Origin of the sequence: unidentified bacterial endosymbiont, assembly GCF_918797525.1 — a bacterium.
Classification (GTDB): Bacteria; Pseudomonadota; Gammaproteobacteria; order Enterobacterales; family Enterobacteriaceae; genus Enterobacter.
The window spans coordinates 1,758,203-1,775,001 of the sequence record NZ_OU963893.1 but is presented as its reverse complement, the minus strand read 5'-3'; the positions used below and the strand labels follow the sequence as shown (position 1 = coordinate 1,775,001).

Annotated in this window: 13 protein-coding genes and 4 pseudogenes; 7 read left to right on the top strand and 10 right to left on the bottom strand. The window is 54.7% G+C overall.

Annotation, left to right across the window (positions count from 1 at the left end; all coding sequences use genetic code 11):
- Positions 1-187 precede the first annotated feature (187 nt).
- A complete protein-coding gene (dld, locus tag NL510_RS08460) occupies positions 188-1,936 on the top strand; it encodes a D-lactate dehydrogenase (RefSeq protein ID WP_253383639.1) in 1,749 nt (582 codons plus the stop codon).
- A 34-nt stretch (positions 1,937-1,970) separates the two neighbouring features.
- Positions 1,971-2,171: pseudogene (locus tag NL510_RS08455) on the top strand (GNAT family N-acetyltransferase); the annotation flags it as partial.
- Between the two features lie 10 nt (positions 2,172-2,181).
- On the opposite strand, the gene pbpG reads toward NL510_RS08455, so the two are convergent.
- Together pbpG and NL510_RS08445 are read right to left on the bottom strand one after the other, a co-directional pair.
- Positions 2,182-3,105, bottom strand: a complete 924-nt coding sequence (pbpG, locus tag NL510_RS08450; protein ID WP_253383637.1) for a D-alanyl-D-alanine endopeptidase — start codon at positions 3,103-3,105, stop codon at positions 2,182-2,184.
- Between the two features lie 166 nt (positions 3,106-3,271).
- Entirely contained in the window at positions 3,272-3,859 is a 588-nt protein-coding gene (locus NL510_RS08445; RefSeq protein ID WP_253383635.1) for a Yip1 family protein, read from the bottom strand.
- A 157-nt stretch (positions 3,860-4,016) separates the two neighbouring features.
- On the opposite strand from NL510_RS08445, the gene NL510_RS08440 reads away from it, so the two are divergent.
- A complete protein-coding gene (locus tag NL510_RS08440; RefSeq protein WP_253383626.1) occupies positions 4,017-4,589 on the top strand; it encodes a DedA family protein in 573 nt (190 codons plus the stop codon).
- Between the two features lie 63 nt (positions 4,590-4,652).
- Here NL510_RS08440 and NL510_RS08435 read toward each other — a convergent pair whose 3' ends face one another.
- Positions 4,653-5,417: an SDR family oxidoreductase gene (locus NL510_RS08435; protein ID WP_253383624.1), complete on the bottom strand. Its 765-nt coding sequence runs from the start codon at positions 5,415-5,417 to the stop codon at positions 4,653-4,655.
- A gap of 50 nt (positions 5,418-5,467) precedes the next feature.
- Positions 5,468-6,886, bottom strand: a complete 1,419-nt coding sequence (mdtQ, locus tag NL510_RS08430) for a multidrug resistance outer membrane protein MdtQ (protein WP_253383622.1) — start codon at positions 6,884-6,886, stop codon at positions 5,468-5,470.
- 203 nt (positions 6,887-7,089) lie between these two features.
- Between mdtQ and yohP the strand changes: the two genes are divergently transcribed.
- Positions 7,090-7,173, top strand: a complete 84-nt coding sequence (gene yohP / locus NL510_RS23150) for a small membrane protein YohP (RefSeq protein WP_015572324.1) — start codon at positions 7,090-7,092, stop codon at positions 7,171-7,173.
- Positions 7,174-7,212: 39 nt separating this feature from the next.
- On the opposite strand, the gene NL510_RS08425 is transcribed toward yohP, so the two are convergent.
- The 6 genes and pseudogenes from NL510_RS08425 to NL510_RS08400 form a co-directional block, all read right to left on the bottom strand.
- Positions 7,213-8,607, bottom strand: coding sequence for a glycoside hydrolase family 1 protein (locus NL510_RS08425; protein WP_253383620.1), 1,395 nt, complete (start codon positions 8,605-8,607; stop codon positions 7,213-7,215).
- Between the two features lie 12 nt (positions 8,608-8,619).
- Positions 8,620-10,605, bottom strand: a pseudogene (gene bglF / locus NL510_RS08420) (PTS beta-glucoside transporter subunit IIABC).
- Positions 10,606-10,615: 10 nt separating this feature from the next.
- Positions 10,616-11,449, bottom strand: a complete 834-nt coding sequence (licT, locus tag NL510_RS08415; RefSeq protein ID WP_253383616.1) for a BglG family transcription antiterminator LicT — start codon at positions 11,447-11,449, stop codon at positions 10,616-10,618.
- A 165-nt stretch (positions 11,450-11,614) separates the two neighbouring features.
- Positions 11,615-12,961, bottom strand: coding sequence for a carbohydrate porin (locus tag NL510_RS08410; protein ID WP_253383614.1), 1,347 nt, complete (start codon positions 12,959-12,961; stop codon positions 11,615-11,617).
- Between the two features lie 302 nt (positions 12,962-13,263).
- Complete coding sequence (gene dusC / locus NL510_RS08405; protein ID WP_253383612.1) at positions 13,264-14,196, bottom strand: tRNA dihydrouridine(16) synthase DusC; 933 nt, start codon at positions 14,194-14,196, stop codon at positions 13,264-13,266.
- Positions 14,197-14,295: 99 nt separating this feature from the next.
- Positions 14,296-14,418 (bottom strand): annotated as a pseudogene (locus NL510_RS08400) (type I methionyl aminopeptidase); the annotation flags it as partial.
- Positions 14,419-14,621: 203 nt separating this feature from the next.
- On the opposite strand from NL510_RS08400, the gene NL510_RS08395 reads away from it, so the two are divergent.
- From NL510_RS08395 to cdd, 3 genes and pseudogenes are all read left to right on the top strand, one after another.
- Positions 14,622-15,017 (top strand): CidA/LrgA family protein, encoded by a 396-nt coding sequence (locus NL510_RS08395; RefSeq protein ID WP_253383610.1) that lies wholly within the window; start codon positions 14,622-14,624, stop codon positions 15,015-15,017.
- Positions 15,014-15,710 (top strand): annotated as a pseudogene (locus NL510_RS08390) (CidB/LrgB family autolysis modulator). Before NL510_RS08395 ends, NL510_RS08390 begins: the two are co-directional and overlap by 4 nt.
- 129 nt (positions 15,711-15,839) lie before the next feature.
- Positions 15,840-16,724, top strand: coding sequence for a cytidine deaminase (cdd, locus tag NL510_RS08385; RefSeq protein WP_253383608.1), 885 nt, complete (start codon positions 15,840-15,842; stop codon positions 16,722-16,724).
- The last annotated feature ends 75 nt before the right edge of the window (positions 16,725-16,799 follow it).

Sequence of the window (16,799 nt, the reverse complement as noted above, 5' to 3'; positions counted from 1 at the left end):
TGTTTTACTCTCTCATCAATAACCGCCGGAAGCACGCGGCCAGACCGTGCGAAAAGCGCAGTGTGCCACAAACCCTCTGAACGTTGCAGGGTTATTCTCTGATTTTTCTGGTGAATACCCGACCGCTTAATGGTTAATCGCGCTATGCTTTACAGCGAGAAATTAGCCCCACCACAAGGAGTGGAAGATGTCTTCTGTTCGAACTGACGATAACAATACCTTTATTAACGAACTGTCGCGCCTGGTTGGTCACTCTCACCTGCTTACCGACCCGGCCAAAACCGCTCGCTACCGTAAGGGGTTTCGCTCCGGTCAGGGCGATGCGCTGGCGGTGGTTTTCCCCGGCACGCTGCTCGAACTGTGGCGTGTGTTAAGCGCCTGCGTTGCCGCCGACAAAATTATTCTTATGCAGGCGGCGAATACCGGGCTGACCGAAGGCTCAACGCCAAACGGCAACGATTACGATCGTGACATCGTGATAATCAGCACCCTGCGCCTCGATAAGCTTCATCTGCTGGGCAAAGGGGAACAGGTGCTCGCCTTCCCCGGCACCACGCTCTACTCGCTGGAAAAAGCGCTCAGGCCGCTGGGACGCGAACCGCATTCGGTGATTGGCTCCTCCTGTATTGGCGCCTCGGTGATTGGCGGTATTTGTAATAACTCCGGCGGCTCGCTGGTTCAGCGTGGACCTGCGTATACCGAAATGTCGCTTTACGCCCGGATCGATGAAAACGGCAAGCTGATGCTGGTTAACCATCTGGGTATTGATCTGGGCGTGACGCCTGAGCAGATCCTGAGTAAGCTTGACGACGATCGTGTCAAAGACGCCGACGTCCAACACGATGGCCGTCACGCACACGATCACGACTACATTACCCGCGTGCGTGACATTGAGGCAGACACGCCAGCCCGCTATAACGCCGACCCGGACCGTCTGTTTGAATCGTCCGGCTGTGCGGGTAAACTCGCCGTCTTTGCGGTGCGCCTTGATACCTTCCCGGCACAAAAAAAACAGCAGGTCTTTTATATTGGCACTAACCAGCCCGAGGTGCTGACTGAACTTCGTCGCCATATTCTGGGCGAATTCACGCATCTGCCGGTGGCGGGTGAATATATGCACCGTGATATCTACGATATTGCAGAACGCTACGGCAAAGACACCTTTCTGATGATCGACAAGCTCGGCACCGATAAAATGCCGGTCTTCTTCGCCATGAAAGGCCGCACCGACGCGATGCTCGAAAAAGTGTCGCTGTTCAGGCCGCACTTCACCGATCGCTTTATGCAGAAACTGAGCAACGTCTTCCCGGCGCATTTACCGGAGCGTATGAAAACCTGGCGCGATAAGTATGAACACCATCTGCTGTTGAAAATGGCCGGGGATGGCATAGCGGAAGCACAGACCTGGCTTGACCAATTTTTCAAAACCGCCGACGGGGATTTCTTTGCCTGTACGCCTGAAGAGGGGAGCAAGGCGTTCCTGCACCGTTTCGCCGCTGCGGGCGCCGCGATTCGTTACCAGGCCGTTCATGCCGGGGAGGTGGAAGATATTCTGGCGCTGGACATTGCCCTGCGTCGTAACGACAGCGAATGGTTTGAGCATCTGCCGCCGGAGATTGACAGCAAGCTGGTACACAAGCTCTATTACGGCCACTTTATGTGTTATGTCTTCCATCAGGATTATATTGTCAAAAAAGGGGTCGACCCGCATGCGCTCAAAGAGCAGATGCTGGCCCTGCTGCACGCGCGTGGCGCGCAATACCCTGCGGAACATAACGTTGGTCATCTGTATAAAGCACCGGAGACACTTAAGCAGTTTTATCGCGAAAATGACCCCACAAACTGCATGAACCCCGGTATTGGCAAGACAACGCGGAATAAATACTGGAAAGAGAGCGTGGAAACGGAGCAGCACAATACGCAAGCGCCTGATTAAATCATACAGCCAAATCTAAGAGATTGTTAAGCGCTGCGAGCAAGGCCCATAGCGACAGATAATTGCCGTGGTGGGAGATGGAAACAATAACGCCGGATCTTTACGGCTGCATAAAAAGCACGGATTTGAGGTGGTAGGTCAGTTACGCAGCGTGGGTTATAAAAAAGGTGACTGGCGGGATACGTTAATTATGCAGCGCCCACTCAACGATGGTGACTGGACGCTGCCGGAATAAGCATAACAGATCAATCGTTTTGCGCGGTTGCCATCTGTTGTGCTTTTTGCTTTTTATAACTCAGCGCGGCAGCCGGAACAGGCTGCACTTTCCCGGTTTCAATCCAGGTGCGCAGGCGGCTTGCATCCGCGAAATGGGTATATTTTCCAAACGCATCCATTACCACCAGCGCCACCGGCTTACCGTTGAAAACGGTGCGCATCACCAGGCAGTGACCCGCCGCATTGGTAAATCCGGTTTTGGTTAACTGGATATTCCAGTTCTCGCGGTACACCAGATGGTTGGTATTACGGAACGGCAGCGTATAAACCGGCTTCGCAAAGGTTGCCATCTCCTCACGCGTGGTGCTGAGCTGGCCAATCAGCGGATACTGTTTGCTGGCAATCAGCATCTTCGTCAAATCCCGCGCCGTTGAAACGTTGTCAATCGACAGACCCGTCGGCTCCACGAAGCGGGTATGGTTCATTCCCAGCGATTTGGCTTTTGCATTCATCGCACGAATAAATGCGTTGTAGCCGCCCGGATAATGATGCGCCAGGCTCGCTGCCGCGCGGTTTTCGGAAGACATAAGCGCCAGCAGCAGCATATTTTTGCGGCTGATTTCACTGTTCAGACGCACGCGGGAATAGATCCCTTTCATCTCCGGCGTGTGGCTGATATCGACGTTAAGTTTTTCGTCCAGCGGCAGACGTGCATCAAGCACGACCATCGCGGTCATTAATTTGGTAATTGAGGCGATCGGGCGCACCAGATCCGGATGGCTGGCGTAGACAACTTTGTTCGTATTGAGATCAACGATCATCGCGCTGCCGGAGGCAATTTGCGGCTGCGCAGCTGCGGGGGTTGCCGCAGGCGTTTTAGCCAACGCGGGCGCGGTAACGCTGCTCCCAAGGATCAGCGCAAGGCTAAGTAATGAGACTCTGAATTTCAGCATGGTGAGACTTCTGATAATTATTCACGCACGTTATACGCACACCGCCTGCGTCAGTGGATAAACACAGGCTGGCTTAGGCATCATAGCGGTCACTGTACCGCGTCGCCAGCGGATAATCGTGAACAGATGCTGCATTGCTGGCATTTACGCCAACAATGCAGTGAGCTTAGAAGAGACGGTAACCATAACCCCACAGAATAACAGTCAGCGCCAGTAACACCTCCAGCACCAGCACGCCGATGGCGAGCGTCGAACCGGAGAAGCTGAGGCCCTCATCTTTGTTAATATTGAGGAAGGTTGGTACGCCCAGATACAGCAGATAACCGGTGTAAAAGAGCGCCAGGGTGCCGACTAGCGCACATAACCAGACAAGGGGATAGAGCGCAACAATACCGCTTAAGAACAGCGGGGTGGCGACATATCCGGCGAAGATCATGCAGCGATTAAGTGACGGGCGTTGCGGGTAGTGACGCGCCATCCAGTAGATAACGCGCCCCATCACGGCCACCCCGGCAAGCATGACGCCATAAAACAGAATAGCCAGGGATAAACCCGTTAGCCACGAAAGCTGGATTACGGTGCCATCACCAAAGTTCCAGCCGATTTGGGTGGTGCCTATAAACGCGCAAATCACCGGCACCGCTGCCATCAGCAGCACGTGATGCGTGTAGTGATGCGCGACCGTTTCGTTCTCGCTTTTAATGACATGCATTTCACGATCGGGATGGGATAAGAGTCCCCAGACATGGTTCATAGCGCCCCCTTGTTGTCGGCCCGTCAGCGATAGCCTAAGTATAATCCAGACTTTCGATTATTTTATGTACAGTGGGAAATTTCCGTTGATTACCGCATGGTTGATTTATGGGGTATATGATTAACCCAGGCATCCGAAGGGAGGAAATGAAGACGTAATGGATATTAATGGACTTATTGAACAATATGGATACGCCGCGCTGGTGATCGGCAGCGTTGCAGAAGGCGAAACTATCACGCTTTTGGGCGGTGTCGCCGCGCATCAGGGGCTGCTCACATTTCCGCTGGTGGTGGCTGCCGTGGCGCTGGGCGGCATGATTGGCGACCAGTTGCTCTATTTTCTCGGGCTGCGCTTCGGCCCTGCGCTGCTTAAGCGGTTCGCGAAGCATCAAAAGAAAATACGTCGTGCCCAGAGGCTGATCCAGCGTCATCCTTATCTGTTTGTCATTGGCACCCGCTTTATGTACGGTTTTCGCATTATCGGCCCGATACTGATTGGTGCGAGCCGGTTATCACCGAAAATTTTCCTGCCGCTGAATATCCTTGGCGCGATCGCCTGGGCGCTGATTTTCACCACGCTCGGCTATGTGGGCGGAGAAGTTATTGGCCCGTGGCTGCACCATCTTGACCAGCATATTAAACACTGGGCGTGGCTGATTCTGGTGGTAGCGGCGGTGATTGCGGCGCGGCTGTGGCTGAAGTATCGGGAGAAGATGCGTGGAGAGGAGTGAGTTTGAGCGTCTCCCCCTCACCCCAAAGAGGTGTACGGTCCGGGGTGAGGAGGCGGAATTGCGCTACTGGGCTGGTTTAAACTGCGGATTCGCCAGCATAAATCCGCCATCAATAATAAACGATTGTCCGGTGGTATAGCTGGCATCGCTGTCACACAGCCACGCCACCAGGCTGGCAATCTCCCTGGTGTGCCCGGGCCTCGCCAGCGGGATGTTCGGCATTGAGCCCGCCTTCACTGCGCTGTCATTCATATCGTTCATCGGGGTTGCAATAGCGCCGGGCGCAACGGCGTTAACCAGGATATTGTACTTCACCAGCTCCAGCGCCATGGATTTGGTCAACCCGCCCAAGGCATGTTTAGCCGCGGTGTAAGCGCTGGCATCCGGCAGCGGCGTGTGTTCATGGACAGAGGTGATATTCACGATACGCCCCCCTTTCCCCTGCCTCACCATCTGGCGAGCGGCAATTTGTGAGCAAAGAAACGCGCCGTCTACGTCAACGGTGAAAATGTTCCGCCAGTCGTCAAACGCCATATCCAGAAAAGGCGCTTTGGTCATTGCGCCAGCATTATTAATCAGCACGTCTAGCTGACCAAAACGGTCGATCAGGGTTTTAATCGCCTTTGCCCCTTCCGGCAGGGTACTTAAATCCAGCTGGATAGCCTCTGCACGCTGCCCCTGTGCTTCAATTTCACGACAGGTTTCCAGCGCGCCTTTTTCATCTGAATGCCAGGTCACGCCAATATCAAACCCGCGCTCAGCCAGCATAAGCGCCGTGGTTTTGCCGATTCCGGAATCCGATGCGGTAACAATCGCTACTCGGGTCATACTCACCTCCTGTAAATCCACAAAGAGGTAAGTATAGTTAACCACCCATTTTAGCCATGGTGGTAGCCACCACCCAACGCGGAGGTGAGTTGCAGCGTGGCATCCACATATTGCCCCTGCAGCGTCAGGGCGGCAAGATGTTCTTTAAGAGCCGGTATTTTGGCTTCGCTGACCCGTGAGCCTGCAATAATTCCGGCACGAAAACGCGCCTGCGCCAGCGCCACGACGCGTGCGGCATCATGCTCCACCTGCTGCTGGTGCTGGTTTTTGCTCGCCAGGGTTTCAACTTCACTGGCGGTGCGCGCCACCTGGTTAACCGCATCAACCACCGCTTTGTTGTAGTTGGCAACCGAAAGGTTATTTTGCGCCTGGGCCACATCCAGGCTGGCGTTCAGCCTGCCGCTGTCAAATATCGGGAGCGTCAGTCCGCCCGTCACGCCCATTTGCTGCGCGGAAGAGCGGAACAGGTCGCTCAGATGCAGCGCATCCTGCTGCAGAAACGCCATCAGGTTTATGTCCGGGTAGAAGGCGGCTCTGGCGGCATCCACCTCGCTCATTGAGGATTCGATATACCAGTGCGCTTCCTGCAGATCCGCTCGACGGGCGAGCAGCTCATAGCCCAGCGTGGTCGGTAACGCCGCGTCGACGTTGGGTAACGCATGGCGCGTGAGCGTTATTGCGGAGGCATGAGTCAGCGCGTCCAGCCGCGCCTCTATGGTTTTCATTTTGCCCCGCACCTCTGCCAGCTGCTGTTCCGTTTTACTGGCGTTGATGTCGGTTTCGACACCTTCTACAGAGGAGGTGATCCCGTGCTGATACAGCTCGCGATCGACAGCAATAATGCTTTCCTGCTGGTGTTTAATTTCCGTAAGAATATCCCCCACCGCAGCCTGCGTTTGCCACTGCCAGTAGAGGCGCGCCACGCTGCTGGCAAGCAACTGACGCGTTTGCGCCATTTCCGCTTTTTGCGCGTTGACCTTGCCGATACGGGCCTCCACCAGCGCGCGATTTTTACCCCACAGATCGAGATCCCAGCCGGCGGTCAGGCCAAAAGTTCCGTTGGTGTACCATGGCCCGGTGGTCCCTGCGGCGGGATCGGTAATAGCAAATGGCCCCATCAGCCCTTCCGCCGACATTTTTTGGCGTTCAACATCCGCTGAAAAATCCATTTGCGGCCCGTCAGCCGCCATGGTGGCTTTTGCCTGAGCTTCGGCGAGCGTAATACGCTGGCGGGCAATTTGCATGTCCGGCGCATCCTGTAAGGCTTTTGCAATCAGCGCATTAAGCTCGGGATCGTTATAGTCTTTCCACCACTCATTTTTCGGCCACTCGGTATGACTGAACCCCGTTTTAACCGATGCCGCAGCCACTTGCGTTTTTATGGGGAAAACCGTGGCATGTTCCGGTGCGCAGGCTGCCAGCAATAAAACCAGAGGAGCACTCAGAGATAAAATACGAAAACGTTTCATTACGCCATAAACTCGAAAAATAAAAGCGCAAATTACGCTGGAAACCCATCTTGTTTTTAGTAACGCGTGGCAATCTGCAATTTGTCATACATTTACACATACGGAAAATTATTCTTGTTATGAATGAATCATTTGAGTGAATTCATGAAAGATATAAATTGACTGCTACACTTACTCACGACATACAGACGCAGGAGAAGCGAATGAAAATATTATTGTGGGTAATTTTGATTATATTTTTGATTGGTCTGTTGGTGGTGACGGGTGTATTCAAAATGATTTTCTGACCCGTTTGCCCGGTAACTCACCGGGCAAACACAGTTCAATTACGCTTTCAGCGAAGCGCCTTTCGTGGTAATCACCTCTTTATACCAGTGAAAACTCTTCTTGCGGCTACGCGCTAAGGTGCCGTTTCCGCTGTCATCACGATCGACATAAATAAAGCCGTAGCGCTTGGACAGTTCGGCTTTAGAGGCGCTCACCAGGTCTATCGGCCCCCAACTGGTGTAGCCCATCACCTCAACGCCATCATCAATAGCTTCACACACCTGCACCAGGTGATCGTTAAGGTAGCTGATACGATAGTCATCCTGCACCACGCCGTTAGCGTCCGGTTTGTCCTTCGCACCCAGGCCATTTTCCACGATAAACAGCGGTTTCTGATAGCGATCCCACAGCACGTTAAGCAGCGTACGCAGGCCGATCGGGTCAATCTGCCAGCCCCATTCGGAGCTTGCAAGGTGCGGGTTCGGCACCATGCTGAGGATATTGCCGCGCGCCTGCTGGTTGAGCGCTTCATCGGTGGTGACGCACCCGGTCATGTAGTAGCTGAACGAGATAAAATCGATGGTCGATTTTAACGCCTCACGGTCAGTATCGGTTATCTCAACCTCGATACCGTTATCGCGGAAGAAGCGCAACATATAGCCCGGATACGCGCCACGGCACTGCACATCGCCAAAGAATTGCCAGGCGCGGTTTTCCTGTAGCGCTTCCAGCACATCCTCCGGCTTGCAGGTCAGCGGATACATCAGGCCGCCCAACAGCATGTTGCCGATTTTCGCATCCGGGATGATGTCGTGGCAGGCTTTTACGGCCAGCGCGCTGGCCACCAGCTGATGGTGGATAGCCTGATACACCTCGCTTTTGCTGCTGGTTTCCGGCAGACCCACGCCGGTCATCGGCGCGTGCAGGGACATGTTGATCTCGTTGAAGGTGAGCCACAGCTTCACCTTCTCTTTGTAGCGCGCAAAGACGGTACGGGCATAGCGGTCAAAGAAGCCGATAGTCTGACGGTTGCCCCAACCGCCGTACTGCTTCACCAGCCCCCACGGCATTTCATAATGCGACAGCGTGACGAGCGGGGTAATGTTATGCGCGGCCAGCGCGTCAAACAACTTGTCGTAAAAGGCCAGACCCGCTTCATTGGGCTGCTGTTCGTCACCGTTCGGGAAAATGCGCGTCCAGGCAATGGAGACGCGCAGGCAGCTAAAGCCCATTTCGGCAAACAGTTTGATGTCCTCCGGGTAGCGGTGATAGAAGTCGATGGCGACATCTTTAATGCCGCTGTCGCCCGCGACGCGCTCCAGCACCGGGCCGAAAACCCCCTGCGGCTGGACGTCTGAGGTGGACAGCCCTTTGCCATCCTCCCTGTAGGCCCCTTCTACCTGATTGGCAGCAACCGCGCCGCCCCATAAAAAATCATCCGGGAAAGTTTTCATCACGTTCTCCTGTTATTGATGGCTTACGCTGAGTAACGGCGCACCGGCGTTGACGGACGATGCCGCCACGGTCACCACCTCGCGATACTCGTCGCTATTACTGATAATAATCGGGGTTGCCAGGTCATATCCGGCATCGATAATCGCCTGACGGTCAAACTCCAGCAGCAGATCACCCGGCTGCACTTTGTCGCCCACCTTCACGTGGGCGGTAAATGGCTTGCCGTCGAGCTTGACGGTGTCGATGCCTACATGAATTAACACTTCGATGCCGCTGTTGCTGAGCAAACCGATGGCATGTTTAGTCTGGAACAGAGAGGCTACTTCACCGGCAAACGGCGAGATAACCTTGTTATCGGAGGGAATGATGGCGGCACCGTTACCCAGCAGGCCGCTGGCAAAGGTGGTATCCGGTACCTGGTCAAGCGCCAGAACCGTACCCGTCATTGGTGAGAGCACATCGTCATCGCCGACGGCGGCGGGCACCACGGCATCCGGCATCGTGCGCCCGGGCATGCCTGCCGCCAGCGTCAGCACGCAGCTCAGAACCAGCGCCACCAGCGTACCGATAATGCCGCCCCACAGCGTGGCATCTACCCCGCCCGGCGGGATCATCTGCGCGATGGTAAAGATATTGGCGAAGCCGAAGGAGTAAACGTGGGTTTCGCTGAAGCCGACAATAGCTCCGCCAATCGCGCCCGCCACACAGCCAATGATGAACGGGCGACGTAGCGGCAGGTTCACGCCGTACACGGCCGGTTCGGTGATACCGAAGATCCCTGCCGTAACGGATGAACCGGCCAGCATTTTCTGACGCGCATCGCGGGTACGCAGGAAGACGCCCAGCGCCGCGCCCACCTGGCCAAACACGGCGGGCAGCAGCATGGGCAACATGGAATCATGGCCCAGCACCGCAATATTGTTAATCATCAGCGGCACCAGCCCCCAGTGCAGACCGAAGATCACACAGACCTGCCACAGCGCGCCCATGGCCGCGCCCGCCAGCCACGGCGCCAGGACGTAAATCCACTGATAGCCGTTCGCCAGCAGTTGGCTCAGCCAGGTCGCCAGCGGGCCAATCACCAGAAACGTCAGCGGCACGGTAACACCTAAACAGATCAGCGGTGCAAAGAAGTTTTTCATTGCGGAGGGCAGCAGCTTCGTGCTCTGCTTTTCCAGCCAGCAGCTCACCCAGGCGGCAAGAATGATAGGGATCACCGATGAGCTGTAGTTAAACCAGGTCACCGGAATGCCGAGAAACGCCTCACCCACCGCACCCGGCTGTTGGCTGGCCTCAAACGCGGCGATCATCATCGGGTGGGTGAGCGCCCCTCCAATCACCATGGTGATGAACGGGTTCCCGCCGAATTTTTTACCGGCGGTGTAGCCCAGCACCATCGGGAAGAAGAAGAACAGGGCATCGCTCGCCGCGAACCAGATTTTATAAGTGCCGCTTTCGGGAGCGAGCCAGCCACAAACCACCGCCAGCGCCAGCAGCCCTTTAAGAATACCGGAAGCGGCCAGAATGCCGATAAACGGCGTAAAAATCCCGGAGACGATGTCAATCAGGCGGCCCAGAAGGTTGCCTTTTTCACCGGTCTCCTGCGCGGCAGGCACGTCATCCGTCAGCCCGGCCTCGCTGCGTACCGCTTTCCAGACGCTGTTGACGTGGTTACCGATGACCACCTGAAACTGGCCGCCGCTTTCCACCACCATAATCACGCCCGGGTTGTTCTTTAGCCCTTGTGCATCGGCTTTTTGATTGTCTTTCAGTTTGAAGCGAAGCCGGGTGGCGCAGTGTACAAGACTGACAATGTTCTCTTTTCCGCCAACGTGGCCGAGAATATCCTTCGCTAACGCCTGGTATTCCATCTCGATTTCCTTACATCCGTTGCCCGCAGGCAACTGTTGACTGAGTATAAAAATAAAAAACCCGAGAACGTCCTCTTTTCAGAAGCCGCGCTCAGGTTTTGCCTGCGTAACGCAGTAACAATCCAGTTTGAGAGGCTTAACGCCCCTCTTTTCTCACTCGCTCGATATGGATCGCGAGGAACATAATTTCTTCGGTTGTCAGCTCACGCTGATAGCTTTTGTTCAGGTGTTGTGCAATTTTTTCAGCACATTTCCACGCTTTCGCGTAGTTATCTTTTACTGCCGTATGCAGCGAAACGTCATCATCCTCCACCACGGTGCGGGTTAGCATCCGCTGGGCGAAAAACTTCAGATGCGTGACAAAACGCTGGTAGCTGAGCGACTCTTCGTCATATTCAAGCTGCAGCTGGTACTTCACCAGCTGCAGGATCTCTTGCATTACCCGGGTCACGTGCATCACTTCCGGCATCTCACTGTTGAGCTGTGCCGTGACCAGATGCAGAGCGATAAAACCGGCCTCATCCTCCGCCAGTTCGACGTTCAGGCGTTTGGCGATTATGGCGCGAGCCTCCTGCCCTAATTCGAACTCCTTCGGATACAGCCGTTTAATATCCCACAGCAGCACGTTTTTAATTGCCAGCCCTTTCTTCTGGCGTTCAATCGCAAAATAACAGTGGTCGGTTAAGGTGATATACAAACTGTCCTGCAGTTTTCCCAGCCGCTGCGCCGCCAGCCCAATGATGCAATCACAGGTGGTCATTACGTCCAGCGGAATCTGGCTCAGTAATTCCCCAAGACGACGCACCAGTTCGTCACTCTGTAGTGCAAACACCTTTTCAACCCGCGCAGTATCAAGAGCATCGCCGACGCGTTTTTGAAAGGCCAGCCCACGGCCCATCACAACCTGTTCGCATCCACGTTCATCCTGAACAACCACCACATTATTATTGAGGATCTTGGCGATTTTCATCCGAACTCCTGAAACAAAAAAACCTGACCTCCGGCAGACGCCAGAAAATCAGGTTTTGCCTGCCTGAGCAGTAACAATCCAGTCCTGGCACTGTAACAGTTTCATTCATAACCTCAATCTGTCACGAGTAAAAACGTGATGCAGATCGGGATTGCTACGGTTTTATCAGAAGGTCACCACGGTTTTTAGCTCTGTGACCCATGCATCCTGGGTACGTGCAATCCCGCCAGGACGGTGCCAGTACTGGATACCCGGCTGCAGCTCTAACCATGCAACCGGCCGAAAACGATAGTAAAACTCGCCGTTGAGGGAATGTCCCGGAACCGGGTGATACGCCGGACGGGTATAGTCTGTCACGCCGCTCAGGCTGTTCATATAACGCTGATTGCGCGCGTACTGGTTGCTCATATCGATCCAGGTCAGACCGAAGCCAATCCAGTCCTGCGGTCGGGCGTCAAACAGCCCGCGATAGCGAAGCGAGGCGGCATAAACCTGGTGCATGTAGTTTGTGCTTTGATCGGCAAGGCTCATACTGACAGAGGTGCTCAGTCCGCGGTTCGGGTCGTCCTGATGCCGCGTAAGCTGCTGATTCAAACCGGCGTACATAAACCAGGTACGGTTATGCTTCTCGTAACCGTGCAGATCGCTCGCCCCCGCCCCGCCCGATTTCCCGCGCCAGAGGTCGGTTTGCGGCGCGTTGGTAAACAGCACGCCCAGGTTATAGGCCCCTGGAAGCCCGTTAATCTGTGGACGCGCTTCGATCTCGACCGGCAGCAGTACCCCTTTACTGCCCTTCGTCGACCCACTCCACGCATGGCTGCGGCTGGCGGCATTCGGGTTTTGTTCCATCACGCCACCTTTTACGGTGACCGTCGGCGTTACCTTGTACTCCAGCGTTGTCCCCCATGTATGGACGTTCCAGTTGTTCCAGGTAAGCGAGTTAGCCGATTTTCCGCCGCACTGAGAGAGCAGTTGGAAGTCACAGGGGATTATCTGATCGAAGGTCTGCACTTTATTCATCATCCCGATACGCCACGTCAGGCGCCTGTCGTCAAAGCTGCGCGCAAACGTCAGCCATCCCAGGCGGGTAATAGACTGCCCACCCCAGCTCTCCTGGGTAAGATCGTTGAAGTTGACCCGCGGATCCTGGACGCGTTTGGTGGTGAGATTGTCGTCGTGGTTGCGGTTAACAATATTCCCTTCGATGCGCGCATCGGAAATGCCCGTCCAGCGTTCAAGGTCCTGATTGAAGGTCAGCGCAAACTGATCGATATAGGCCACGTGTGGGTCAGAGTTGTAGCCACCGCCGCCGTTCCAGGCAATTTCATTCAGGTAGCCGAGAGTGTAGGTAAATCCATTATCATTAAGGATTTTACGCATGCCCAGCATCTCCCCCAGAACCGGATCCGGCGGGGCTTCAAATCCTAATACCGTTCCATTCCAGTCCTGCGCGATTGCAAGCGGGGAAAACGTCAATAAAGCCAGCGCATAAAGAATATTTTTATCTGCCATGATAACAACCTGTGATGGAGTATTTAGTGCGTAACCGGTCGCAGGAAATGTTTATATTTCCTGTCGTATTTTGATTATTAACATTCACTGAAAATCGTCAGGCCAGAGATCTCTCCCGCGTAAATAAAAGGTAAAAAAAAACCTAAGCACTCCACAGTGGCTTATGCCGTGGAACGCTTAGGTTTTGCCTGATAACCAGTAACAATCCTGCGTTAAAAACAGGGGCACCTTAACACCCTGGCGCCACGTTGAAAACCAGCATTGTTTTCTATTTTAAAAAAGTGTGAGCAAATTAACGCTTATTATTTTGACTGGATCACGCGTGCAATATCGGTCGAGGTCTGCAAAGTTCGGATCTCCTGGAATAATCCTAACGCTTCGCTGTATTCTTTGCGTAAATAACTTAGCCACTGCTTAATACGCGCAACGTGATACAAACCGGTGTCCCCCTGTTTTTCGAGACGGCTGTATTTTTGCAGCAGGGTTATCACATCATCCCACGGCATTCGCGGCTCGTTATATTTTATAACCCGGCTGAGGTTCGGCACGTTCAGCGCACCGCGGCCAATCATCACCGCATCACAGCCGGTCTCTTTCAGACAGGCCTGCGCACTTGCATAATCCCGGATTTCACCGTTGGCGATAACCGGAATGTCGAGTCGTTTGCGGATCTCACCGATGGCCTGCCAGTTAATGCGTTCGGCCTTATAACCATCCTCTTTCGTCCGCCCATGCACCACCAGCTCGCTTGCCCCCGCCTGCTGCACCGCATCGGCAATTTCAAACTGGCGCGCGTCGCTGTCCCAGCCCAGACGCACTTTAACCGTTACCGGCAGATCAGAGGGTACCGCTTCACGCATGGCTTTTGCACCGCGGTAAATCAAATCAGGATCTTTCAACAGCGTGGCGCCGCCACCGCTGCCGTTCACCATTTTGGACGGACAGCCGCAGTTGAGATCGACCCCGTAAGAGCCAAGCTCCACCGCGCGGGCAGCATTTTCCGCCAGCCACTCAGGGTACTGGCCTAACAGCTGGATACGCACCAGCGTGCCGGAGGAGGTCCGGCTCTGGCGATGCAGCTCAGGACAGAGCCGGTAAAAGGATTTCACTGGCAGCAACATATCGACCACGCGCAGAAATTCCGTTACGCAGAGATCGTAATCGTTTACCTCGGTCAAAAGTTCACGCACGAGGGAGTCGAGCACGCCTTCCATTGGGGCCAGTAAAACACGCATGCAGAGTACCTGTAAAAAAGACGCGCTATAGTAGCCGCTCTCCAGGTATGTGGAAAGCCCGGCGGTTAAATACCTTTCCACATGGCTTCACAGGTCTTTTTCACCCGCCGACGCGCCAGGGGCGATCAATCCGTCTAACATGGTAAAGACGGAGACCAGCCGCTCCCCGGCATGGCGCTGTCTGGCCAGTTCATCAGCGGCTTTGATTATGATTGACGGCATTCAGGGTCTTCTGCATCGTGATGAGTAATCGCTTGATTTATTAATAAAATAAATACTGGCATTTAAATGTAAGCCTGTCCATTTGTGGAAATGCCCGACGTTCCATTGTGGAATGTCTGGTATGCTCAAAATTCATGATGTGATCCGTAGCACATTCCTGCGTTTAATTGTATGATGAATGCGTTTCATCAAGGACTTTCACCATGAGCAAATCATTAAATACTGTCTGGCGCTATCTTCGCGCTTTCGTCCTCATTTACGCCTGCCTGTACGCCGGGATTTTCATCGCTTCCCTGCTGCCTATTACTATTCCCGGCAGCATTATCGGGATGCTGATCCTCTTTGTGCTGCTGGCGCTGCAGGTTTTACCCGCAAAGTGGGTGGACCCGGGTTGCTTCGTGCTGATTCGTTATATGGCGCTGCTGTTTGTGCCGATAGGCGTTGGGGTTATGCAATATTACGATTTGCTCAAAGCACAGTTCGGGCCGATTGTCGTCTCCTGCGCGGTTAGCACCCTGGTGGTGTTCCTGGTGGTGAGCTGGAGTTCACATCTGGTGCATGGCGAACGAAAAGTGATCGGGGAGAAAACCAAAAAATGATGGCCAATATTTGGTGGTCGCTGCCGTTAACGCTGGTGGTGTTCTTCGCCGCACGCAAGCTTGCCGCACGCGTCAACATGCCGTTACTCAACCCCCTGCTGGTGGCAATGGTGGTGATTATTCCTTTTCTGCTGCTTACCGGCATCCCCTATGAACGCTACTTTGCCGGGAGCAAAATATTAAACGACCTGCTGCAGCCCGCGGTGGTGGCACTCGCTTTTCCTTTATATGAGCAGTTACACCAAATCCGCGCACGCTGGAAATCCATCATTACCATCTGCTTTGTCGGTAGCCTGGTGGCGATGATCACCGGCACATCGGTGGCGCTGTTGATGGGGGCCTCCCCGCAGATTGCCGCGTCTATTCTGCCTAAATCGGTCACCACCCCCCATCGCGATGGCCGTGGGCGGGAGCATTGGCGGTATTCCGGCGATCAGCGCCATGTGCGTGATCTTCGTCGGGATCCTTGGCGCGGTGTTCGGCCATACCTTGCTCAATCTTATGCGTATCAGGACTAAAGCCGCACGGGGTCTGGCAATGGGGACAGCCTCACATGCCCTCGGCACAGCGCGCTGTGCCGAAATGGATTATCAGGAAGGGGCATTTAGCTCACTGGCGCTGGTGATTTGCGGGATCATGACCTCGCTGATTGCACCGTTCCTGTTTCCGGTTATCCTCGCGGTGGTGGGCTAAAATTTGCGATGCGTCGCGCAAATTTCATTTTGCTTTCATAAGTTGCATACATAATGAGAAGTGTATCACATATAAAGCCCTGTCGGATCCGTACACTACCGATCCATTAACCTTTATGAGGCCTATGCCATGCACCCACGTTTTCACGCCGCTTTCGCTGAGCTTGCAGAGAATTTGCAATCAGCCCTGGCTCCGGTTCTGGCGGATGCGCATTTCCCCGCCCTGCTGACGGCGGAGCAGGTCATCCTGCTTCAACAGGCAACGGGGCTGGACGAAGACGCGCTGGCTTTCGCACTGTTGCCGCTGGCTGCCGCCTGCGCACGCGCCGACCTCTCCCATTTCAACGTCGGCGCTATCGCACGCGGCGTCAGCGGAAGCTGGTACTTCGGCGGCAATATGGAGTTCCCTGGCACCACCATGCAGCAAACCGTACACGCAGAGCAGAGCGCCATCAGCCACGCCTGGCTGTGCGGAGAAAAAGCGCTAAGCGCAATCACCGTCAACTACACCCCCTGTGGTCACTGTCGTCAGTTTATGAATGAGCTGAACAGCGGCCTGCAGTTGCGTATCAACCTGCCGGGCCGTGCGCCGCACACGCTGGGCGATTACCTGCCGGACGCCTTCGGCCCTAAAGACCTCGAGATCAAAACCCTGTTGATGGACGACCAGAACCACGGTTTCGCCCTGACGGGCGATGACCTGTGCCAGGCCGCGATCGCTGCCGCGAATAAAAGCCATACGCCTTACAGCAAATCGCCGAGCGGCGTGGCGCTGCAGTGCCGCGATGGCCGTCTCTTCACCGGCAGCTATGCTGAAAACGCAGCCTTCAACCCAACGCTGCCGCCGCTACAGGGCGCACTGAACTTGCTGAGCCTGAAGGGGTATGACTACCCTGACATTCAACGCGCGATGCTGGCAGAGCGTGCCGACGCACCGTTGATTCAGTGGGATGCCACTGCCGCCACGCTGAAAGCGTTGGGTTGCACGAACATCGAGCGCGTTCTGCTGGCGTAATGCGTGCGGCGGGCAGAAATGCCCGCCCGTTTGCTGAAAAAACCCCTCAGTTGAATCGCTGTTTCTTGCGCTAAC